The sequence below is a fragment of the Stenotrophomonas sp. BIO128-Bstrain genome (assembly GCF_030128875.1).
GTDB classification, from domain to species: domain Bacteria; phylum Pseudomonadota; class Gammaproteobacteria; order Xanthomonadales; family Xanthomonadaceae; genus Stenotrophomonas; species Stenotrophomonas bentonitica_A.
Map to the genome: position 1 here is coordinate 370,172 of NZ_CP124620.1, position 21,674 is coordinate 391,845.

At 69.0% G+C, this 21,674-nt stretch carries 13 protein-coding genes; 7 read left to right on the forward strand and 6 right to left on the reverse strand.

Annotated elements, in window-relative coordinates:
- Positions 1–13 precede the first annotated feature (13 nt).
- The 4 genes from POS15_RS01600 to POS15_RS01615 all read right to left on the reverse strand — a co-directional run bounded on the left by POS15_RS01600 (position 14) and on the right by POS15_RS01615 (position 4,921).
- Positions 14–1,807 carry a copper resistance system multicopper oxidase gene (locus tag POS15_RS01600; RefSeq protein WP_046272671.1) on the reverse strand — a complete coding sequence of 598 codons (1,794 nt, stop codon included), beginning with the start codon at positions 1,805–1,807 and terminating at the stop codon, positions 14–16.
- Positions 1,808–1,911: 104 nt separating this feature from the next.
- A complete protein-coding gene (locus tag POS15_RS01605) occupies positions 1,912–2,310 on the reverse strand; it encodes a CopL family metal-binding regulatory protein (protein ID WP_046272672.1) in 399 nt (132 codons plus the stop codon).
- A gap of 94 nt (positions 2,311–2,404) precedes the next feature.
- Positions 2,405–4,210, reverse strand: coding sequence for a DNA helicase RecQ (gene recQ / locus POS15_RS01610; protein ID WP_019185152.1), 1,806 nt, complete (start codon positions 4,208–4,210; stop codon positions 2,405–2,407).
- A gap of 159 nt (positions 4,211–4,369) precedes the next feature.
- Positions 4,370–4,921 (reverse strand): Dps family protein, encoded by a 552-nt coding sequence (locus POS15_RS01615; protein ID WP_019185151.1) that lies wholly within the window; start codon positions 4,919–4,921, stop codon positions 4,370–4,372.
- 96 nt (positions 4,922–5,017) lie between these two features.
- Here POS15_RS01615 and hrpA point away from each other — a divergent pair, with 96 nt between their 5' ends.
- The gene (gene hrpA, locus POS15_RS01620) at positions 5,018–9,121 is read left to right on the forward strand and encodes an ATP-dependent RNA helicase HrpA (protein WP_102788152.1); all 4,104 of its coding nucleotides are present in this window, start codon (positions 5,018–5,020) and stop codon (positions 9,119–9,121) included.
- Between the two features lie 45 nt (positions 9,122–9,166).
- Here the strand turns inward: hrpA and POS15_RS01625 are convergent, their stop codons facing one another.
- A complete protein-coding gene (locus POS15_RS01625) occupies positions 9,167–9,679 on the reverse strand; it encodes a hypothetical protein (protein WP_019185149.1) in 513 nt (170 codons plus the stop codon).
- A 132-nt stretch (positions 9,680–9,811) separates the two neighbouring features.
- Here POS15_RS01625 and POS15_RS01630 point away from each other — a divergent pair, with 132 nt between their 5' ends.
- Together POS15_RS01630 and POS15_RS01635 are read left to right on the forward strand one after the other, a co-directional pair.
- Positions 9,812–11,965: a bifunctional (p)ppGpp synthetase/guanosine-3',5'-bis(diphosphate) 3'-pyrophosphohydrolase gene (locus tag POS15_RS01630; protein ID WP_019185148.1), complete on the forward strand. Its 2,154-nt coding sequence runs from the start codon at positions 9,812–9,814 to the stop codon at positions 11,963–11,965.
- A 29-nt stretch (positions 11,966–11,994) separates the two neighbouring features.
- Entirely contained in the window at positions 11,995–13,560 is a 1,566-nt protein-coding gene (locus tag POS15_RS01635; RefSeq protein ID WP_284128856.1) for a hypothetical protein, read from the forward strand.
- Here POS15_RS01635 and POS15_RS01640 read toward each other — a convergent pair.
- Entirely contained in the window at positions 13,557–15,656 is a 2,100-nt protein-coding gene (locus POS15_RS01640) for a glycosyltransferase (protein ID WP_019185146.1), read from the reverse strand. The two genes, POS15_RS01635 and POS15_RS01640, sit on opposite strands and share 4 nt — an antisense overlap.
- Positions 15,657–15,752: 96 nt before the next feature.
- On the opposite strand from POS15_RS01640, the gene mrcB reads away from it, so the two are divergent.
- From mrcB to tsaB, 4 genes are all read left to right on the forward strand, one after another.
- Positions 15,753–18,194 carry a penicillin-binding protein 1B gene (gene mrcB, locus POS15_RS01645; protein WP_284128857.1) on the forward strand — a complete coding sequence of 814 codons (2,442 nt, stop codon included), beginning with the start codon at positions 15,753–15,755 and terminating at the stop codon, positions 18,192–18,194.
- 15 nt (positions 18,195–18,209) lie between these two features.
- Positions 18,210–18,737 (forward strand): hypothetical protein, encoded by a 528-nt coding sequence (locus tag POS15_RS01650; protein ID WP_070471301.1) that lies wholly within the window; start codon positions 18,210–18,212, stop codon positions 18,735–18,737.
- Positions 18,738–18,806: 69 nt separating this feature from the next.
- Entirely contained in the window at positions 18,807–20,864 is a 2,058-nt protein-coding gene (locus POS15_RS01655) for an ATP-dependent DNA helicase (protein ID WP_284128858.1), read from the forward strand.
- A gap of 5 nt (positions 20,865–20,869) precedes the next feature.
- Positions 20,870–21,580 (forward strand): tRNA (adenosine(37)-N6)-threonylcarbamoyltransferase complex dimerization subunit type 1 TsaB, encoded by a 711-nt coding sequence (gene tsaB, locus POS15_RS01660; RefSeq protein WP_019185142.1) that lies wholly within the window; start codon positions 20,870–20,872, stop codon positions 21,578–21,580.
- The last annotated feature ends 94 nt before the right edge of the window (positions 21,581–21,674 follow it).

Below are 21,674 nucleotides of genomic sequence, written 5' to 3' on the forward strand. Positions count from 1 at the left end.
AAAGGAGCGCGGCTCATTCTTCGATCCTCACTTCGCGCATCATGCCCGCTTCCATGTGGTACAGCAGATGGCAGTGGTAGGCCCAGCGGCCGAGCGCGTCGGCGCGCACGCGATAGGTGCGGCGGGTGCCGGGGGGCATGTCGATGGTGTGCTTGCGCAGGTGGAACTCGCCTTCGGCGTTTTCCAGATCGCTCCACACGCCGTGCAGATGGATCGGGTGCTGCATCATCGTGTCGTTGACCAGCACGATGCGCATGCGTTCACCGTAGTTCAGGCGCAGCGGTTCGGCGCTGGCGAACGGAATGCCGTCGAAGGACCAGCTGAATTTCTCCATGTGGCCGGTCAGGTGCAGCTCGACCTCGCGGCCGGGATCGCGGCCATCGGGATCGTCGAACAGGCTGCGCATCGCACCATAGGTCAGCACGTGACGACCGTTGTCGCGCAGGCCGATGCCGGGATCATCGAGCTTTGGGTCGGTGGCCATGCTCTGCATGTCGACCAGCGGATTGCCTTTTTCGCTGGCCGGGTGGCGCGGCGCCTTGGAATCAGCGCCGTGCGCGCCGTGGCCCATGCTCGCGCCGCAGCCACCTTCCATGCCCTTCATGTCGTGACCCGCCATACCGTTTCCGGCATGGCCCATGTCATGGCCCATGTCGCTCATGGTCAGCAATGGGCGCGGGTCGCGCTCGGGAACCGGCGCCTGCAGGCCGTGGCGGACGGCCAGCGTGCCGGCGGCATGGCCGGTGCGGCCCATGTCCTGGCAGAAGATCGTGTAGGCATCCTGTCCACTGGGTTCCACGATCACATCGAAGGTCTCGGCCGGTGCGATGCGGAACTCATCGATGCTGACCGGGTGGATGTACTGGCCATCGGCGGCGACCACGGTCATTTTCAGGCCGGGGATGCGCACATCGAAGTAGGTCATCGAGCCACCGTTGATGAAGCGCAGCAGCACCTTCTCGCCACTGCGGAAAAGCCCGGTCCAGTTGCCCGCCGGTGCGGTGCCGTTGAGCAGGTAGGTATAGGTGTGGGCGTTGATGTCGGAGATGTCGGTCGGCGTCATCCGCATCCGGCCCCACATGCCGCGGTCGGCGGTGGCTGCGGCCCAGCCATCCCGGCGCACATCACGGAGGAAGTCGGGCAGGGTGCGCTTGTAGTAGTTGTCGTACTCGGCGAGCTTCTTCATGCGCCGGAACAGCGCGCCAGGGTCCATGTCGGTCCAGTCCGAGAGCACGATCACGTGCTCACGGTCGAAGCGGTACGGCGCCGGCTCGAGCGGGTCGATGATCAGCGCGCCGTACAGGCCGGCCTGTTCCTGGAACATCGAATGGCTGTGGTACCAGTACGTGCCCGACTGCTTGAGGGTGAACCGGTACTGGTAGGCCTCGCCGGGGGCGATGCCGTTGAAGCTCAGGCCGGGCACGCCGTCCATGTTGGCCGGCAGCAGCAGGCCGTGCCAGTGGATGGAGGTGGGGTGCCCCTGCAGCGTGTTGGCCACCCGGATGTTGACCGTCTGGCCTTCGCGCCAGCGAAGGATCGGCGCCGGCAGGCTGCCGTTGACGGTGATCGCCGGGCGGGTGCGCCCGGTGAAGTTGGCCAGCGATTCGCCGATGCTCAGCTGCACGTCATGGCTGCTGAGCACCTGCGGGGCACCGGCCAGGCCGGGGCCGGCGGCCGCGAAGGCGCGTGGGCTCAGGCCGGTGGCGGCCAGACCGGCGACCACGCCGCCGGCAGCCACGCCCTGCACGAACAGGCGGCGTGACGGCATGGGCGGGGTGCCCGTGCCGGGTGTTTTAAGGAAAGACATTGCAACTCCGGATCCGATTCGAATGGCACGCGGGGTGCCGGCAACGCCCGCAGGCGGGGCCATGCGGGCAGGGCATCAGGCAGGCGCTCGCAGAGCGCTGCGGATCAGGCGATCGGAGGGCGGGTGATGCGGTCCAGCGGCGGTGTCGGTTGCGACGGATGCGCGGCCGGCAGCGGGGCCAGCGACAGCGGCGGGGGCGTGGCCAGCCAGGCGACCTGGGCGGTCAGGCTGGGTTGCTGCGCGCAGCTGCGCAGGCAGTCCTTGATCTTGCAGTGGTCGCCATCGTGAGGCGCCTGCACTCCGCTGGCGGCACCGGGCATGGCGTGGTGGTCATGCGGGAGGGCGGCCGCCGGTGCATCACCATGGCAGGGCGGTGCGGCACGGCTTGCGGTGGCCGGCTCGGCCAGGGCGAGCGCCATCGGGCCGGCCATGGCCACGTTCAGCCCGTTGAGCAACAGGCTGAGCATCAGGACGACTCGCAGGAGCAGGCCACTGGCGGACATGGGGCTCACCTTACTGCCAAATCCGCACGGTCGCACCTATGGCTGAACACGCGGTTCAACTCTGGAGCAAGGTCTGTCTGGCCGCCCCGGCGCATCAGCCTTCCTCGCGCACGATCTCGACCAGGCGGTCGCCGTAACGGGCCAGCTTGGTGCCACCGATGCCCCCGACCCGGCCCAGCGCATCGACGCTGGTGGGGCGCTGTTCGGCAATGTTGCGCAGGGTGCTGTCGTGGAAGATCACGAAGGCCGGCACGTTCTGCTCGCGCGCGAGTTCGGCGCGCAGGCCCCGCAGCGCATTGAACAGCGCCAGGTCCTGCGGCAGCACCGACAGGCCGGTGCGCTGGCCGCTGCGATCGCGCTCGCGGGCCGCCTTGGGCGTCTCGCGGCGCATCATGACCTTGCGCTGGCCCTTGAGCACCTCGCGGCTGCCATCGGTCAGGCGCAGCCCGCCGTAGGCGCTGCTGTCCACCTCGAGCAGGCTGGAGGCGACCAGCTGGCGGAACACGCTGCGCCAGGTACGCGCGTCCAGATCCTTGCCGATGCCATAGGTGCTCAGTTCGGTATGCCCGAACTGGCGGACCTTCTCGTTCTCGCCCCCGCGCAGGATGTCGATCAGATGGCCCACGCCGAAGCGCTGGCCACTGCGGTAGACGCAGCTCAATGCCTTCTGGGCGGCGACGCTGGCATCCCAGGCATCGGGCGGCAGCAGGCAGTTGTCGCAGTTGCCGCAGGGCTGCGGGTAGGTCTCGCCGAACCCGGCCAGCAGGACCTGGCGGCGGCACTGCATGGATTCGCAGTAGCCGAGCAGGTGGTCCAGTTTGGAGCGTTCCAGCGCTTTGCGTTCTTCGCCCGCCTCGGACTGCTCGATCATCTGTTTGAGCAGCACCACGTCGCCCAGGCCGTAGCAGAGCCAGGCCTCGGCGGGCTCGCCATCGCGACCGGCGCGGCCGGTTTCCTGGTAATAGCCTTCCATCGATTTGGGCAGGTCGGTATGCGCGACGAAGCGCACGTCCGGTTTGTCGATGCCCATGCCGAAGGCGATGGTGGCGCACATGACGATGCCATCCTCGCGCAGGAAGCGACGCTGGTTGGCGGCGCGGACCTCGGGCGGCAGGCCGGCGTGGTAGGGCAGGGCGTTCATGCCCTCCTTGCACAGGAACTCGGCGGTTTCCTCGACCTTGCGCCGCGACATGCAGTAGACGATGCCGGCGGCCCCGCGGTGGACCTTGAGGAAGTCCAGCAGCTGCCTTTTGGCGTTGTCCTTCTGGACGACGGTGTAGCGGATGTTGGGCCGGTCGAAGGAGCTGACGAAGTGCTGGGCGTTGGTGAGGTCCAGGCGTTCGGCGATCTCGCGCTGGGTGGGCGGATCGGCGGTGGCGGTCAGCGCGATGCGCGGCACGTCGGGCCAGCGTTCGTGCAGGACGGTGAGCTGGCGGTATTCGGGGCGGAAGTCGTGGCCCCACTGGGAGACGCAGTGGGCTTCGTCGATGGCGAACAGGGCGATCCGGCTGCGCGAGAGCAGCGACAGGAAGCGACCGGTGAGCAGGCGCTCGGGCGCGACGTAGAGCATGTCCAGTTCGCCGGCGAGCAGTTCGCGTTCGACGCGGGCACTGGTTTCGCCGTCGAGGGTGGAGTTGAGGTATTCGGCGCGGACGCCGAGCTGGCGCAGGGCTTCGACCTGGTCCTGCATGAGGGCGATCAGCGGCGAGATGACGATGCCGGTGCCGTCGCGGAGCAGGGAGGGGACCTGGTAGCAGAGCGATTTGCCGCCGCCGGTGGGCATGAGGACGAGCGCGTCATTGCCGGCGGCGACATGCTCGACGATCGCCTGCTGCGGACCGCGGAATTCGTCGTAACCAAAGATGCGGCTGAGCAGGTCGTGCGCGGGGCGGGAAGACATCGCCGTAGTTTACAGGGCTGGGCGCCCCGGGGCGGGTCATCCCATTCCGGATGTGAACGTAAGCGGGACACCCTTCGACCAGGTAGCCCCCCTTGGAGTCAAGGGGGGCGCGCCGCAGCGCAACCTTGAAATCCCGCAGGGGCAAGGCCCCCAGAGGGATTACTGCAGCAGCGAACGCAGCATCCAGGCGTACTTTTCGTGGGTCTGCAGGCGCTGGGTCATCAGATCTTCGGTCGGTGCGTCATCGGCATCGTCGGCCACATCCAGCACTTTCCGGGCAGTGCGGCACACGGCCTCGTTGGCGGTGACCAACTGGCGTACCATTTCACGCCAGTCCGCGCTGTCGGTCAGGCCCGGCTCCTCGGCGATCGAGGTCAGGGCCGCGAACTCGCGGTAGGAGCCCGGGGCGTTGAAGCCCAGTGCACGGATGCGTTCAGCGACGTCGTCCAGGGCGGCCCACTGTTCGGTGTACTGGGTCTCGAACATGGTGTGCAGCGAGTTGAACATCGACCCGGTCACGTTCCAATGGAAGTTGTGGGTCTTCAGGTAGAGCGTGAACGCATCTGCCTGGAAGGCCGACAGTCCATCGGCGATCTTCTTGCGATCGCCCTCCTTGATCCCGATATCAATGTTCGGGGCCGACGGGGCCGCCGCGCCGAGTTTCTGCTTGGCCGTCTTGGGCTTTGCCGGGGTCTTGGTCGTCTTCGCCATGGGAGAACTCCTTATGGATGGGATGAATCGGATGGCCTTCACAATAGATCAGACTACCCTTTCAGTAGTAAACAAAAGTTCTAAACGAATCGATTGATGAGCGCTATCGAAAAACCACATGCAGCACGCCTGGCCCAGCAGCAGGCCGCGATCAACGGGGCCATGAGCCGCGACCGCGGTCGTTTGCTGGGGATGCTCTCGCGTTGGCGGGCCAAACCGGCGGATGCGGGGCTGGCTGCGGCGTTCGAGCAGGCCTTGCAGGCGTCCGTGCAGCGCCGTGAAGCGCGTGCGCTGAATCAGCCGGCCATCACTTTGGACGAGCAGCTGCCGATTGCGCGTGAAGCCGAGGCCATCACCGCGCTGATCCGCGACCATCAGGTCGTGGTGATCGCCGGTGAGACCGGCTCGGGCAAGACCACCCAGCTGCCCAAGCTGTGCCTGGCCGCCGGCCGTGGCACCGCCGGGATGATCGGCTGCACGCAGCCGCGGCGGATTGCCGCACGTGCGGTGGCCACGCGTGTCGCGCAGGAGCTGCAGTCCGAACTGGGCACCACCGTGGGTTACCAGGTGCGCTTCACCGACCGTGTCGGTGACGATACCCGCATCAAGTTCATGACCGACGGCATCCTGCTGGCCGAGATCAGCAGTGACCGCTGGCTGTCCAACTACGACACGATCATCGTCGACGAGGCGCACGAACGCAGCCTCAACATCGATTTCCTGCTGGGCTATCTGAAGCAGCTGCTGAAGAAACGGCCGGATCTCAAACTGATCGTCACCTCGGCGACCATCGATACCTCGCGCTTCGCCCAGCACTTCGATGATGCGCCGGTGATCAGCGTGGAAGGCCGCACCTTCCCGGTGGACGTGCGCTACCGCCCGCTGGAAGGCGAGGGCGGCGGCGATGCCGACGGTGGCCGCGACGGCGAGCGCACCGTGAATGATGCGGTGGTCGCGGCGGTGGATGAAATCACCCGCATCGATCCGCGCGGCGACATCCTGCTGTTCTTCCCGGGCGAGCGCGAAATCCGCGATGCGCACCAGGCACTGGAGCGGCGCAAGTACCGCGGCACCGACGTGCTGCCGCTGTATGCGCGGCTGTCGGTCAAGGACCAGGACCTGGTGTTCAACCCGGGCAGCAACCGGCGCATCGTGCTGGCCACCAACGTCGCGGAAACCTCGCTGACGGTGCCGCGCATCCGCTATGTGATCGACCCCGGCTTCGCCCGCATCAAGCGTTACAGCCCGCGCCAGAAACTGGACCGGCTGCATATCGAAGCGGTCTCGCAGGCCAGCGCCAACCAGCGCAAGGGCCGGTGCGGTCGTGTCTCCGAAGGCATCTGCTACCGGCTGTATTCCGAAGCGGATTTCCAGTCGCGCCCTGAGTTCACCGATCCGGAAATCCGTCGCTCCAGCCTGTCCGGGGTGATCCTGCGGATGCTGCAGCTGGGCCTGGGCAGGATCGAGGATTTCCCGTTCCTGGAGGCGCCGGACGAACGCGCCATCGCCGATGGCTGGCAGCAGCTGGGTGAGCTGGGTGCGGTCGATGCCGAGCGCCGCCTGACCCCGATCGGGCGCCAGATGGCGCGCCTGCCGGTGGACGTCAAACTGGCTCGCATGTTGGTCGCCGCGCAGGCACAGGGCTGCCTGCGGCCGATGCTGGTGATCGCCTCGTTCCTGGGCATCCAGGACCCGCGTGAGCGCCCACCGGAAGCGCGCGCCGCCGCGGACAACGCACATGCGCTGTTCGCCGATGGGCGCTCGGAATTCGTCGGCGTGCTGCGCCTGTGGGACGGCTACCGCCAGGCCCACGAAGATCTCACCCAGTCCAAGCTGCGCGACTGGTGTGGGCGACATTTTCTTGGTTTCCTGCGCATGCGCGAATGGCGGGAACTGCATCGCCAACTGCGCGTGCTGTGCGAAGAACTGGGCTGGAATGAAGAGCCGGCCGAGACCTCGTTGGCGCCGCTGCTGGCCGGTTCCTCTGCACCGGCGCCGGCGCGCGATGACGAGGCCAGGATCAAGGCGACGCGTGGCCAGCAGCACCGTGCCGCGCGCCTGGCCCGCGAAGGAAAATCCGAACCGGCGCCTGCCGAGGACAAGGCCGCGCCCGGCAACGGTGCCGATCCAGAGGCACGCAGCGCGTTCAGCGACAAGGTGCGCGCCGCGGCGTACCAGACCCTGCACCGCGCGCTGATCGCCGGCCTGCCCACGCAGATCGGCCATCGCAGCGACAAGGGCGATTTCCTGGCGCCGCGCCAGCGTCGCTTCCTGCCGTTCCCGGGCTCGGCCCTGGCCAAGCGGCCGCCGCCGTGGCTGCTCACTGCAACCCTGCTGGACACCCAGAAGATCTGGGGTCTGACCAACGCGGCGATCGAGCCGGACTGGGTCATCAACGAACTGCCGCATCTGCTGCTGCGCAAGCACTTCGATCCGCACTGGTCGCGTGCGCAGGGCCAGGTGCTGGCCTCGGAGCAGATCAGCCTGTTCGGGCTGGTGCTGGCCCCGAAAAAACCGGTGCATTACGGCCGCATCGCGCCGGCCGAGGCGCATGACATCTTCGTGCGCCAGGGCCTGGTGACCGGCGAGATCAACACCCGGGCCGGCTTCGTGGCCGACAACCTCAAGGTGCTGGAGCAGGCGCGCGAAGAAGAAGCCAAGCTGCGCCGCGCCGGTATCGTTGCCGATGAAGGCTGGCAGGCGCGCTGGTACCTGGACCGGATACCGGCCGAGATCCATTCGGCGATGGGCCTGGATACCTGGTGGAAAGCACTGGCGCCGGAGAAGCGCCGGGCGCTGTCGTGGACGCTGGCCGATCTGCTGCCGGGCGAAGGCAGCGATGCCGAGCGCTATCCCAGGTACCTGCCGCTGGGCGATGCGCGGCTGGCGCTGCATTACACCTTCGAACCCGGTGCCGAGGACGATGGTGTGACGCTGGAGGTGCCGCTGCACCTGCTCAACGCGCTGGATCCGGCGCGGCTGTCGTGGCTGGCGCCGGGCTTCGTCGCTGACAAGGCCGCCGCATTGATCCGCAGCCTGCCCAAGGCGATGCGCCGCAACTATGTGCCGGCACCGGACTTTGGCCGCGCGTTTGCCGAGGCCTTCGCCGAACCGACCGCCGATGACATCCGGGGCGAACTGGCGCGGTTCCTCGCGCGCGCGACGGGTGCCAAGCTGGCCGCAACCGATTTCGACGAAGCCTCGCTGGAGCCGCACCTGCGCATGAACCTGCGCCTGCGCGATGCCGACGGCAAGGTGCTGGCGACCTCGCGCGATCTGGAGGCGCTGCGTGCCCGCTTCGGCGACAAGGCCGGTGAGGCCTTCGCCGCACGCGCAGGGCGTGCGCTGGCCGCGGAAGGGCTACGCGATTTCCCGGCTACCCCGATCCCGCTGCAGGTGCCCGGCGAAGCCGGCGTGCCGGCGTACCCGGCGCTGGTCGATCAGGGTGAGACCGCAGCGCTGAAGATCTTCGCCGACCGCAACGAAGCGCTGGAACAGCATCCGCTCGGGGTTCGTCGATTGATGGAGATCGCGCTGGCCGACAAGGCCAAGCAGGCGCGCAAGCAATTGCCGGTGCCGCCCAAGACCGGGCTGCTGTACGCCGCGATCGAATCGCAGGAGCGGCTGCGGGGCGATCTGGTCGATGCGGCGATGAATGCCGTGCTGGCCGACGGGCTGGGTGATATCCGCGACCCTGCCGCGTTCGCCAAACGCAGTGCCGAGGCGGGCAAGGCGTTGTTCGGTGAGGCGATGGCGCGCCTGAAGCTGGCCGAGAACATCCTCGCCCACGTGGCCGAGCTCAAACCACAGCTGGAAGCGCCGCTGATGGGGTGGGCGCGTGGCAACCTCGATGACATGGAGCAGCAGCTTGCCGCGCTGGTCCATCCCGGGTTCCTGCGTGACACGCCGGCCGACGCGTTGGCGCAGTACCCGCGCTATCTGCGCGCGATGATCCTGCGCACCGAGCGTGCCAAGCGCGATCCACCGCGTGATCAGGCCCGCATGCTGGAGCTGCGTCCGTTCGTGGAGGCGCTGGCGCAGGCCGACGCGCGCGGCCTGCGCCAGCGGCCGCAGTGGCAGGACCTGCGCTGGGACCTGGAGGAGCTGCGGGTTTCGCTGTTCGCCCAGGAGCTCGGGGCGCGTACCGGCATTTCGGCCAAGAAACTGGCCCAGCGCGTGGCCGCGCTGCAGAAGGCCTGATCCGGCAACCCCCGTGCCGGTGCGGCACGGGGAACCGGGTGCGGATTACTTGACGCGGCGGACCTTGGCGCGGGTGTTGACGCCCTGCACCTGCATGTACCACACGCCGCCCAGGCCGGGAGCGATGCTGACCTCGGGCGACTGGCGGCGGACGCCACCGACCTGGGCGTCGTCGATCTGCTCCCACTCCTGCGCGTTGGCGAGCACGTAACGCTGGCCCTTGCCGAAGCCGCGGAACTCACCGGTCAAGGTGCTTTTGATCGGCTCCTTGGTGCCGAAATCGAAGAAACCGTGGTTCTTCACGATGACTTCCTGGCGCCCCTCTTCGCGGGCCTGCTCGCGAGCGTCGGCCGCCAGGGCAGCCACTTTGCCCTGCAGCCAGTTGTTGAGCTCGGTCAGTTCCTGCGGTGTGAGTTTCTCCAGCCCGGCCGCCTTGAACTCGGCCGGCGACATCTGCTGCTGCAGATCGCCCTCCACCACGCGCTGGGCCAGCGCCGGCAGCGACACACTCATCACAATGGCCGCGCAGGCCAACAACCGCAGACGGGAAAAGCGCATGGCAGGGTCTCTCCTAGGGATGGCCGCAGTGTAGTGCCAGCGCCCGGGCATGTGCACATGCAGGCGACGGCGATTGTCGGGGGGGCGCTGCGGCGCTAGTGTAGGTGGCCTCTGTCTTGTCTGTACGATGCTGTGAACCGCGCTTCTGCCCCCGGCCTGGATGCCTTGTTGAACCGACCCTCGGTGGCTTCGCTGCCGACCGAACTGCGCGAGGCGTTGCTGCAGCGCTGGCAGCAGCCCGAGGCCGATCTGGACATGCGCGCGGGCTGGCCGGTGCTGGCCGACACGCTTGATGCGCTGTCGCTGCTGTCGGCCGACGAGTCGGCGCTGCTGGCCACCCTGCTGTTCGATCTGCCGTGGCTGCGCGCCGGGCTGGACGCGTTGCCGGTCGGTGCGCTCAAGCCGGTGGTGGTCGGCCTGCTGGACGGGCTGGACGCGGCCGACCAGGTCTGGGCGCTGCATGCCGGGCGTGAGGCCGGTCGCAACAGCGAGGGGCTGCGTCGCCTGCTGCTGTCGATCATCCGCGATCTGCGCGTGGTGCCGATCCTGCTCGCCCGCCAGCTGGCCCGCATGCGCGGTGCCGATCGCCTGCCCGAGGAGGAACGGCGCGCGTTGGCCCAGCTCACCCGCGACATCCACGCGCCGCTGGCGAACCGGCTCGGCATCTGGCAGTTGAAGTGGGAGCTGGAAGACCTGGCGTTCCGCCACCTCGAACCGGAGACCTACCGCCGCATCGCCCGCGAGGTCGACGAAACCCGGTTGGCGCGCGAGCGCTATGTCGAGGCCGTCAAAAAGGCGCTGTCGCGCGAGTTGCTGGCGCAGGGCATCCGCGCCGAGGTCAGCGGCCGCCCGAAGCACATCTACAGCATCTGGCGGAAGATGCAGAAGAAGCGGCTGGCGTTCGAGCAGCTCTACGACATCCGTGCGGTACGCGTGATGGTGGACGACGTGGCCGCCTGCTACGCCGCATTGGGCGTGGTGCACGCACTGTGGGCGCCGGTGCCGAGCGAGTTCGACGATTACATCGCGCGCCCGAAGGCCAATGATTACCGCTCGCTGCATACCGCCGTGGTCGGCCCGGAAGGTCGCACCATCGAAGTGCAGATCCGGACCCACGACATGCACGCCCAGGCCGAGCTCGGCGTGGCCGCGCACTGGCGCTACAAGGAAGGCAGCAAGGGCGCGGAGAAGGCCTTCGACCGCAAGATCACCTGGATGCGCCAGTTGCTGGAGCAATCCCAGGAGGGGCACGGCGGTGAGCTGGCCGGCGCGCTGGATGCCGAGCTGACCGAGGACCGGGTCTACGCGCTCAGCCCCAAGGACGAGGTGATGGACCTGCCGCAGGGCGCCACGCCGCTGGATTTTGCCTACCACGTGCACACCATGGTCGGGCACCGTTGCCGCGGCGCGAAGGTCAATGGCCGCATCGTGCCGTTGACCTACCGGCTGCGCAGCGGCGACCGCGTCGAGATCCTGACCGGCAAGGAGGCCGACCCCCGGCGGGACTGGCTGCTGGCCTCCAGTGGCTTCCTGGCCAGCAACCGCTCGCGTGAAAAGGTGCGCGGCTGGTTCCACAAGCTGGACCGCGCACGCAATGTGCAGGCCGGACGCGAACTGCTCGAGCGCGAGCTGAAGCGGCTCGGCCTGCAGCATGCCGACCTTGCCATCGCGGTGAAGAAGTTCCACGCCGACAGCGTCGACGATCTCTATATCCAGGTCGCGCTGGGCGACACCGGGCCGAACCAGGTCAGCCGCGCGCTGCTGGAAGCCGAACGGGCCGCCAGCCAGCCGGCGGTGCCGGCGATGCCGCGGCCCACGGCGCGGCGCGACAGCGTGCGCAGTGCCAACTTCACCGTGCAGGGCGTGGGCAACCTGCTGGTGCAGCTGGCCCGCTGCTGCCAGCCGGTGGCCGGCGAACCGATCGTCGGCTACCTCACGCGGGCGCGTGGCGTCACCGTGCACCGCACCGACTGTGCGGCGCTGGCCCGGCTGGCCGCAGCCAGCCCGCAGCGCATTCTTCCCGTGGAGTGGGGCCAGGCCGGCGGTGGCTATGAAGTGGACGTGGTGGTCGATGCGGTCGACCGGCGCTGGCTGCTCAAGGACATCACCAACCTGATCGCGCAGGAGGATGCCTACGTCCTGGACATCCACAGCGACAACGTCCGCAACAGCGGCCGGGCGCACCTGCGGCTGCGGCTGAAGGTCAGCGACTACGGGCAGCTTTCCACCCTGCTGGGCAAGCTGGACGCACTGCCCGGCGTCAGCGAAGCCCGGCGTCTAGGCTGAGCTCACGTGCCCCACGCTAGGCTCGCGGCATGAGCCGGGACGACGATGACAGGCATGATGCCGCGCATGAGGCGCTGCGGCGGGTGCGCCGCGAGGGGCGCTGGTGGTGGGTGCAGGCGCGCCACGCCAAGCGCATCTGGCGCTGGGCGTTGCTGATCGCCGTGCTGCTGTTCGTGGCCCTGGCGCTGTTGCGCCGGCCGCTGGCGAACTGGTTCTGGAATGAACCGCAGATCGAGCAGCTGCTTGACCAGGGCGATCGCGCGCTGGCGGCCGGCCGCCTGACCCTGCCCGACGGCAGCGGCGCACGTGAGTCCTATCAAGCAGCGCTGGCGCTGGACAACGACCGGCTGCAGGCACGCACCGGCCTGGCCCGTACCGGCCAGGCGGCACTGCAGCAGGCGCGTGCTGCACTGGAACGCGGCGACCCGGCGGCCGCGACGACAGCGCTGGCCCTGGCGCGCGAGCTGCAGGTACCGCAGCCCGATGCCGACGCGGTGGCGCAGCAGCTGCACGCGCACGACCAGGCACGCGCGGGGATCGGCGCCTTGCTCGGCCGCGCCGAAGCGGCCCTGCAGGCGCAACGGCTCGATGGCAGCCCGGACAGCGCGCTGCCGCTGTTCCAGCAGGTGCTCACGCTCTCGCCCAACCAGGTGCGTGCGCTGGAAGGGCGTGAGGATGCGCTGTCCGACCTCCTCCAGCAGGCGCGCATGGCGGCCGGGCGCGGCGATGTCGCACGCGCGGCCGAACGCGTGCGCAGTGCCCGGGGCTTCGACGCCGGACATGTCGATCTGCCGGCCACCCAGGAGGCACTGAACAACGCACTGGAGCGGCGCCAGCGCCAAGGCGAAGCCGCGCTGCGCCGGCAGAAACTGGAGGCTGCGGCGGAGGCCTTCGCCGCGGTGCTTGCCGCGTTGCCCGACGATCCTGCCGCACACCGCGGCCAGCAGCAGGTGGCCGATGCGCAGCTCTTGCGTGCGACGCGGCTGGCCGGCAATTTCCGTTTCGACGAAGCGGCCCAGGCGGTGCAGCAGGCTGAAACGCTGGGCGCTTCCACGCGCGCGCTGGAGACGGCGCGGCATGCCATCGAGCAGGCGCGTCGTTCGCAGGCCGCGTTGAAGACCCCGGCGGTGCCGCGGGCGCAGCGCGAACGCACGCTGCAGGGCCTGCTCACGCGCCTGGAAGAGGCCGAGGGCCGTGGCAATTTCCTGGATCCCCCCGGCCGCAGTGCGTACGACGCCCTGCGTGAGGCCCAGGGGGTTGCGCCGCAGGACCCGCGTGTTCGCGCGGCGGCGCAGCGGTTGTTGCCAGCGAGCCGGCAGTGTTTCGAGGATCGCCTGCGCGAGAACCGGGTACTAGGGGCCGGAGCCTGTCTGGAGGCCTGGCAGACCCTGTCCTCCAGCGACGCAGGCCAGGCTGCGGCAAGGCGCCGGCTGGCGCAGCGCTGGTTGGCGATCGGCAGCGAGCGGCTTGGCTCGGGCGATATCACCTTCGCGCAGCAGGCGCTGGTGCAGGCGCGCCGCTGGCAGCCGGACCTGCCCGAGCTGCCGGCGTTCGCCGAGCGCCTGCGCAGCGCCGGTGGTGGCGCGGGAGCCTAGGCCAGGAACACCCGCTGTACGGTGGCGCGGGCGGCATCCAGCGAGAAGTGGTCCACGATGTTCTGCAGCCCGGCGGTGGAGAGCCGGCGCCACAGGGCCTCATCCTGGTACAGCCGGACCACGGCCTGGGCGAACGCCTCGGCATCATCGGCCACCAGTACATCCTCGCCATCGCGCAGGTGCATGCCTTCCACGCCGCAGGTGGTGGCGACCACGGGCTGGCCGTGCGCCATGCTGAGATTCACCTTGCCCTTGACCCCCGCGCCGAAGCGCAGCGGCGCCACGGCGATGCGCACGCCGTCCATGTACGGCACCACGTCCGGCACGAAGCCATGGATGTCCACACCGGGCTGGGTCGCGGCCAGCTCGCGCAGCGCATCGGGCACGGCTGCGCCGATGCAGTGGAACCGGATATCGGGCAGCTGCGCGCGGATGCGCGCGAAGACATCACCGATGAACCACTGCATGGCATCCAGGTTCGGCGGATGACGGAAGCCGCCAACGAACACCAGGTCCCGACGCTCGGCCCAGTCGGGGCCCGCGCCTGCAACTTCATGCAGGTTGGAGATCAGTTCCACCGTCGCGCCCGGCGCATCGATGCGCAGCTGCTCGCGCTCGGCCGCGCTGACCAGCACGGTCACATCGACCTGATCCATCACCGCCAGCTCGCGTGCGCGGGTGCGCTCGGCATTGCGCAGCAGCCCTGCATCGCCGGCGATCTCCGCACCACGGCGCTCGCGCAGGTAATGCAGGTCGACGGTATCGAACACGGTGCGCGCCTGCGGCGCAAAGCTGCGCAGCAGCGGCAGGCACTCGTGGGCAACGTGGTAGCGCACCATCATCACCACCTCGAAGCGGGCGCCGTTGGCCCGCAGCCACGATGCCACGCCATCGAGGTAGGGCGCGTACCAGACCTCCACGCCCAGCGCCTGCAGCGCCTCGGTGGCGGCGCCGGCATGCTCGCGCCGGGTCGGCACGAACACCACATGGACGCCCTCGTCGAGCAGCATCCGGATCAGGTTGTACTGGCGCAGCGAGGCCGAGTCGCGGTCCGGCTGCGGCACTTCTTCATCCAGGATCAGGACCTGGCGCTGGGCGCGATGCAGCAGGGCCGGCGAGGGCACGCTGCCCACGCTCGGCTGCGCTTCCAGCGCCTTGGCCCACTTCGCCGCGAACACCCCGCGGTTGCGGACCTGGTAGGCCTTGACCCCGCTGCCGGTATCGGTGCCGTTGCTGGTGCCCTCGTCATGCACGACGCGGCTGGCGGGCTGCACCAGCACCCGATGGCCACTGGCGCGGACAGCGAAGGCCAGGTCGGTATCTTCGTAGTAGGCGGGCTTGTAACGTAGATCGAAGCCGCCGAGCTGGTCCCACAATGCGCGCGGGATCATCAACGCCGCACCGGAGCAGTAGTCGGCATCGCGCAGCGCGCTGTAGCGGGGATCCTCGGGCGACTCGAAGCGGCCATAGCTCCAGCCGCTGCCGTCCTGGAAGATCACGCCACCGGATTCCTGCAGGCGGCCATCGGGATAAAGCAGCTGCGCACCGACCAGGCCGGCCCGCGGCACCCGCGCAAAGGTGGCGAGCAGGGCATCCAGCCAGCCCGGCTGGGGCACGGTGTCGTTGTTGAGCAGCACCACGTACTGGCCACGCGAGCGGGCCACGCCATCGTTGCAGGCCTCGATGAATCCGCCGTTGGTTGGCCGCACCTCATAGCGCAGCCCGCTGACCTGCGGCATCCAGGCGGTGGTTTCGTCGCTGCTGCCGTCGTCCACCACCAGGATCTCGCAGTCGACCTGCGGCGGGTGGGCCGCCAGCGCCCGCAGGCAGGCCAGCGTGTGGCCTGCATGGTTGTAGACCGGAATGATGATGCTGACCACCGGGCGCTCGCTGGCCGGGACCGTGAACGGCGCGAACGGTGTGGCCTCCGGCAGGAACAGCGGTGCGCCGCGCGGGGCGGGCACGGCCTGGGTATGGACCCGGATGCGCTGCCAGGTGGCGCGCCAGCCCCGGGTGCGCAGACTGGCCAGACTGCGACGGAACAGGCCGAGCATGCGGTTCAGGAAATAGCGAGCATCGGCCAAGGACATCGACATCCCGTTGCAACTCCAGCTTAAGCGGGGGAACCCGGGAGAACGCGCCGCTCGCGGTGGCTGCGTTAGACTCGCCGGACTTCATATTCTCGCATCCCCGTGCCCCGACGCTACGATTCCGACGACATCGACGAGTTCGACGACGACACCGAAAGCCGCGGCCCGCTGTGGCGCCGCCGGTTGATCACCTGGGGCATGGCGGCTGTCGCGCTGGGGCTGGGCTTCCTGATCCCCTATACGGTGTACCTGAACCAACAGGTCACCCAGCGCTTCGGCGAGTTGCGCTGGCAGATTCCCACCCGTGTCTATGCGCGCCCGCTGGCGTTGGCGCCCGGTGTGGCCATGGATGCGGCCACGCTCAAGACCGAGCTGGCGGCGTCGGCCTACCGCGATGACGGGATCGGCAAGTCGCCGGCCACGTACACGCAGGAAGGCGGGCGTTTCGTCATTTCCAGCCGTGGCTACAACGATGTGGATGGCCGGGTCGCCCCGCGCCGCGTCGAGCTGAGCCTGTCCGGCGGGTCGATCGCCTCGCTGCGCGATCCCGACAGCCGCAAGGCCCTCAAGGCCGCGCGCCTGGATCCGGCCCGTATCGCCACGCTGTACGGCCAGAAGCAGGAAGAGCGCCGGCTGGTTCGCATCGAGGAAACCCCCGAGCTGCTGGTCACCGGCCTGCAGGCGGTGGAGGACAAGGATTTCAGCCGCCACCACGGTATCGATCTGAGCGGTATCGCCCGCGCGGTGTGGGTGACCGTGCGCTCCGGCGGCCAGAGCCGCCAGGGTGCCTCGACGCTGACCCAGCAGCTGGCCCGCAGCGGTCTGCTCGGGATCGGCAAAGAGCAGACCGTCACCCGCAAATTCAACGAGGTGCTGTACGCGCTGATCATGGAGGCGCGCTACGACAAGCGCACCATCCTGGAGGCCTACCTCAACCAGGTCTACCTGGGCCAGCGCGGCAGCCAGGCCATCCATGGCATGTCCTCGGGTGCGGAGTTCTGGTTCGGCCGTGATCTGGCTTCGCTCAACACCGAGCACGTCGCGCTGCTGATCGGCCTGGTCAAAGGCCCGTCCTATTACGACCCGCGCCGCAATCCCGAACGCGCGCTGGACCGCCGCAACTTCGTGCTGGGCAAGCTGCGCGAAGCCAATCTGATCGACGATGCCGAGTACAAGCGCGCCGTCGAAGCGCCGCTGGGCGTGCCCAAGACCCCGGGGCTGATCGCGGCCAACCGCTTCCCGGCCTATGTGGATCTGGTCCGCCGTCAGCTCGGCCACGACTACCCCGAGTCCGTGTTGCAGGGCGCCGGGCTGAGCGTGATGACCGGCATGGCGCCGTCGGCGCAGGCGTATGCCGAAGGTGCGGTCACCAAGACGATCAAATCGCTGGAGAGCAAGCGTCGCCCCGAGCTGCAGGCCGGCCTGGTCCTGACCGACGTCCACAACGGCGATGTGCTGGCCGTGGTCGGCAGCCGGGAAGTGTCCGAGCCGGGCTTCAACCGCGCCATCGAGGCGCAGCGTCCGGTGGGTTCGCTGCTCAAGCCATTCGTGTACCTGCTGGCGCTGGCGCAGCCGGACCGCTACTCGCTGTCCAGCTGGGTCGACGATTCCCCGGTGACGGTGCAGCTCAGCCGCGGCAAGCAATGGACGCCCGGCAATGCGGACAACCGCAGCCACGGTACGGTCCGCCTTATCGACGCGCTCGCCAGTTCCTACAACCAGGCCACGGTGCGGGTGGGCATGCAGGTCGGCCCGGAGCGGGTCACGCAGTTGATCCACGTCCTGGCCGGGATCAAGGCCGACCCCAATCCAGCGGTGATCCTGGGCTCCACCGATCAGAGCCCGTATGCGATGGCCCAGCTGTACCAGTTCCTGGCCTCCGGCGGTGAAATCCAGCCGCTGCATGCGGTGCGCGGCGTGCTCGATCCGCAGGGCAAGCTGATGAAGCGCTACGACAAGACCCCGGCGCCGGCGCAGGAGGGCGACTCGATCGCCGCGAACCTGATCAGCATCGGCCTGCAGCAGGTCGTGGCCAGCGGTACCGCGCAGCGCCTCAACGCCGATGGGCTGGGCCGCCTGCAGCCGGCGGGCAAGACCGGCACCACCAATGATGGTCGCGACAGCTGGTACGCCGGCTACACCGGCGACCACCTGGCGGTGATCTGGATGGGCAATGACCAGAACCAGCAGGCCGGGCTGTATGGCGCGACCGGCTCGATGCGGGTCTGGTCGGGCATCTTCCAGCGCCTGCCGAGCGCGCCCCTGAAGGTGAGCAACAAGGGCCTGGACTGGCAGTACGTGGAGGCCAGCGGTACCGCCACCACCGATGAAGGCTGCCCGGGCGCGCGTCGTTTCCCGTTCGTGGTGGGGTATACCCCAGCCTACGTCCCGTGCGCCGCGCCGAGCGCGTTGCCCGAAGGCGAGGGCGGCGAGCAGAGCGAAGGCGGTGGCTGGCGCAGCTGGTTCGGCCTGGAGAAGAAGCCCGAGCCCGCCCCCGAACCGGCGCAGAATGCACCGGCCACCTCCCCCGCCCGTCAACCCTGATCAAGGCCAGCCTGCATGACCACCCGATTCCTGATCCGTTCCGCTTCGCTGGCCACGCTCTGCCTGGCCCTGGCCGCCTGCGTCACCCCGCCGCCGGTGGTGAAGGCGCCCGTCGATACCACCACGCCAGCCCAGCGGCTGGCGGCCGTGGATGCCGCCGCCGGCAACGACGACAAGGAACTGGCCGTGCAGCCACTGCGCGACAGCGAAGTGGAAGATCTGCGCCAGGCTGCGCTGGCCCGCCGCCAGGCCAATGATCTGGCCGGTGCCGCGGCCGCGCTCGACCAGGCGCTGGCGATCATGGCCTCGGATCCATCGGTGCTGCAGGACCGCGCCGAAATCGCGCTGCTGCAGGGTGAGTGGGCGGCTGCCGAAACCTTCGCCCGCAAGTCGGTCGAGCTGGGCTCCAAGACCGGCCCGCTGTGCCGCCGCCATTGGGCGACGATCGAACAGTCGCGCCTGGCCCGGGGTGAAAAAGAGAATGCCGCCTCGGCGCATGCCCAGCTGGAAGGCTGCACGGTGCCGGGCATCATGCGTTACTGATGCAGCGCGAAAGCGGATGCGTGACGGCGTAGCGCCGGGCGCAACCCGGCAGCCTCTATCATTGTCGTCATGTCCCAACTCGCACACGCCAGCCGCGATGCCCTCAGTGAGGGCGGTGCGCTCGCCAGCCAGCTCGATGCCTTTGTGCCGCGCCCGGCCCAGCTGCGCCTGACCGCGGCGATCGCCGAAGCGTTCGACCAGCGCGACGTGCTGCTGGCCGAGGCAGGCACCGGCACCGGCAAGACCTATGCGTATCTGGTGCCCGCGCTGCTGTCCGGGCTGAAGACCATCATCTCCACCGGGACCCGCGCGCTGCAGGACCAGCTGTACCACCGCGATCTGCCGCGGGTGCGTGCCGCGCTCGGCGTGGGGCACAGCAGTGCGCTGCTGAAAGGACGTGCCAACTACCTGTGCCGCTATCGGTTGCAGCAGGCCCGCGGCGAACCCCGCTTCAGCTCCCCCGAGCAGGTCGCACAGTTCCAGCGGATCCTCGCATGGTCCGGACGCACGAAATTCGGCGACATGGCCGAGCTGGACGCGCTGCCGGAAGACTCGCCGCTGTACCCGATGGTGACCTCCACCGTCGACAACTGTCTGGGCACCGAATGCCCGTTCTGGGACGACTGCTTCGTCGTGCAGGCACGGCAGCGGGCGCAGGCCGCCGATGTGGTGGTGGTCAACCACCATCTGCTGCTGGCCGATCTGGCGCTCAAGCAGGAAGGCTTTGGCGAAATCCTCCCCGGTGCGCAGGCGTTCGTGATCGACGAGGCGCACCAGCTGCCGGAACTGGCCGCCAACTTCTTCGGTGAAGGCTTCGGCATGCGCCCGTGGCAGGAACTGGCGCGCGACTGCCTGGCCGAGAGCCGCAGCGTGGCCGGTGCCCAGGCGGCGTTGCAGGTGCCGGCTGCCGCACTCGAGCAGACCCTGCGCGACCTGCGCGTGGCGATGGATGGGCTGCCGCCGCGCGGCACCCAGTGGCGTGCGCTGACCGTGCCGCAGGTGCGCGATGGCTTCGACACGGCGATGAGCACGCTGGTGCAGCTGCGCGATGCGCTGGCGGGCGTGCGTGAAGCATCGCCCGGCCTGGATGCCTGCCATGCGCGTGCGATGGACGCCGTCGCCCGCTTGTCGCGCTGGCTCGGTGAGGACGCACCGATGCTGGATTTCGACACCGACCCTGAGCAGGCGCCGCCACCGGCCGAGGTGCTCTGGTACGAGCTGACCCCGCGTGGCTTCCGTTGCCAGCGCACGCCGATGGATGTGTCCGGCCCGCTGCGCGAGCATCGGCAACGCTCGATGGCAGCCTGGGTGTTCACCTCGGCCACGCTCACCGTGGACGGCGGTTTCGAGCATATTTCCCAACGGCTGGGCCTGGATGATCCGGTCAGCCTGCTGCAGCCCAGCCCGTTTGATTGGGCCCATCAGGCGCTGTGCTACCTGCCGACCGATCTGCCCGATCCAGCCGCGCGCGGCTTCGGCACCGCCTTGATCCGCGCATTGACCCCGGTGCTGGAAGCCTCGCACGGGCGCGCGTTCCTGCTGTTCGCCTCGCACCGCGCGCTGCGCGAAGCCGCCGAGGCGCTGCGCGATGCACCGTGGCCGCTGTTCGTGCAGGGCGAGGCACCGCGTGCGACCTTGCTGCAGCGGTTCCGCGAGTCGGGCAATGGGGTGCTGCTGGGCTCGGCCAGTTTCCGCGAGGGCGTGGACGTGGTGGGCGATGCGCTGAGCGTGGTGGTGATCGACAAACTGCCGTTCGCCGCGCCGGATGATCCCGTGTTCGAGGCGCGGCTGGACGCGATCCGCCGCGATGGTGGCAATCCCTTCCGCGACGAGCAGTTGCCGCAGGCGGTGATCGCGCTCAAGCAGGGCGTGGGTCGCCTGATCCGCAGCGAGACCGATCGCGGGGTGCTGGTGCTGTGCGACCCGCGCCTGCTCAGCCGCGGCTATGGCCGGATCTTCCTGGATTCGCTGCCGCCGTTCCGTCGCACCCGCTCGCTGGCCGATGTGCAGGCCTTCTTTGCGCCACAATGGCCCGTCGTCGGCGCTCCGCCTGCACCGGCGCCCGTCGCTGCGCCGCCCGCGCGGGCTGTACCGCCGACCGATGACTTTCCTACTTCCCTGTTCTGACCGCCATGAAACTGCTCGCCTTTGAAACCGCCACCGAAGCCTGCTCCGTCGCCCTGTATGTGGATGGGCAGGTCACTGAGCGCTTCGAGATCGCGCCGCGCCGCCACGCCGAACTCAGCCTGCCCTGGGCCGAGGCGCTGCTGGCCGAGGCGGGGGTGGCCCGTTCGCAGCTGGATGCGATCGCACTGGGCCGCGGCCCGGGCGCGTTCACGGGGGTGCGGCTGGCGATCGCCATCGCCCAGGGCATCGCCCTGGCGCTGGACCGCCCGCTGATCGCGGTCTCCACCCTGCAGGCGCTGGCGCTGCGTGCGCCGGCGGACGCCGATCAAGTGCTGGCCAGCATTGATGCGCGCATGGGCGAGGTCTATGCCGCGCGCCATGTCCGGATCGACGGGCAGTGGCAGTTGCAGGGCGAGGAAATCGTCTGCGCGCCCGAGCAGGTGGTGTTGCCCGGGGGCTCGCGCTGGTTCGGCGTGGGGACTGGCTTTGGTGCGGCCGAGGGCGTGCTGGCCACGCGGCTGGCCGATCAGCTGACCGGCGTGGACGCGCAGGCATTGCCGCGTGCATCGGACGTACTTGCGCTGGCGGTGCCGGCGTTCCAGCGCGGCGAAGGCGTGGCACCGGAGTTGGTGGAGCCGGCGTATCTGCGCAACAACGTGGCGCTGACCCTGGTGGAACAGCAGGCCGCGCGGGCGGCGAAGCAGGCGGCCTCGTAGCGTCCAGCTGCGCATCGCATCGTAAGCCCCAGCCACGCATGGCGTGGCACTACCTGCGCGGCGTTCTTGTAGAGCCACGCCATGCGTGGCTGGA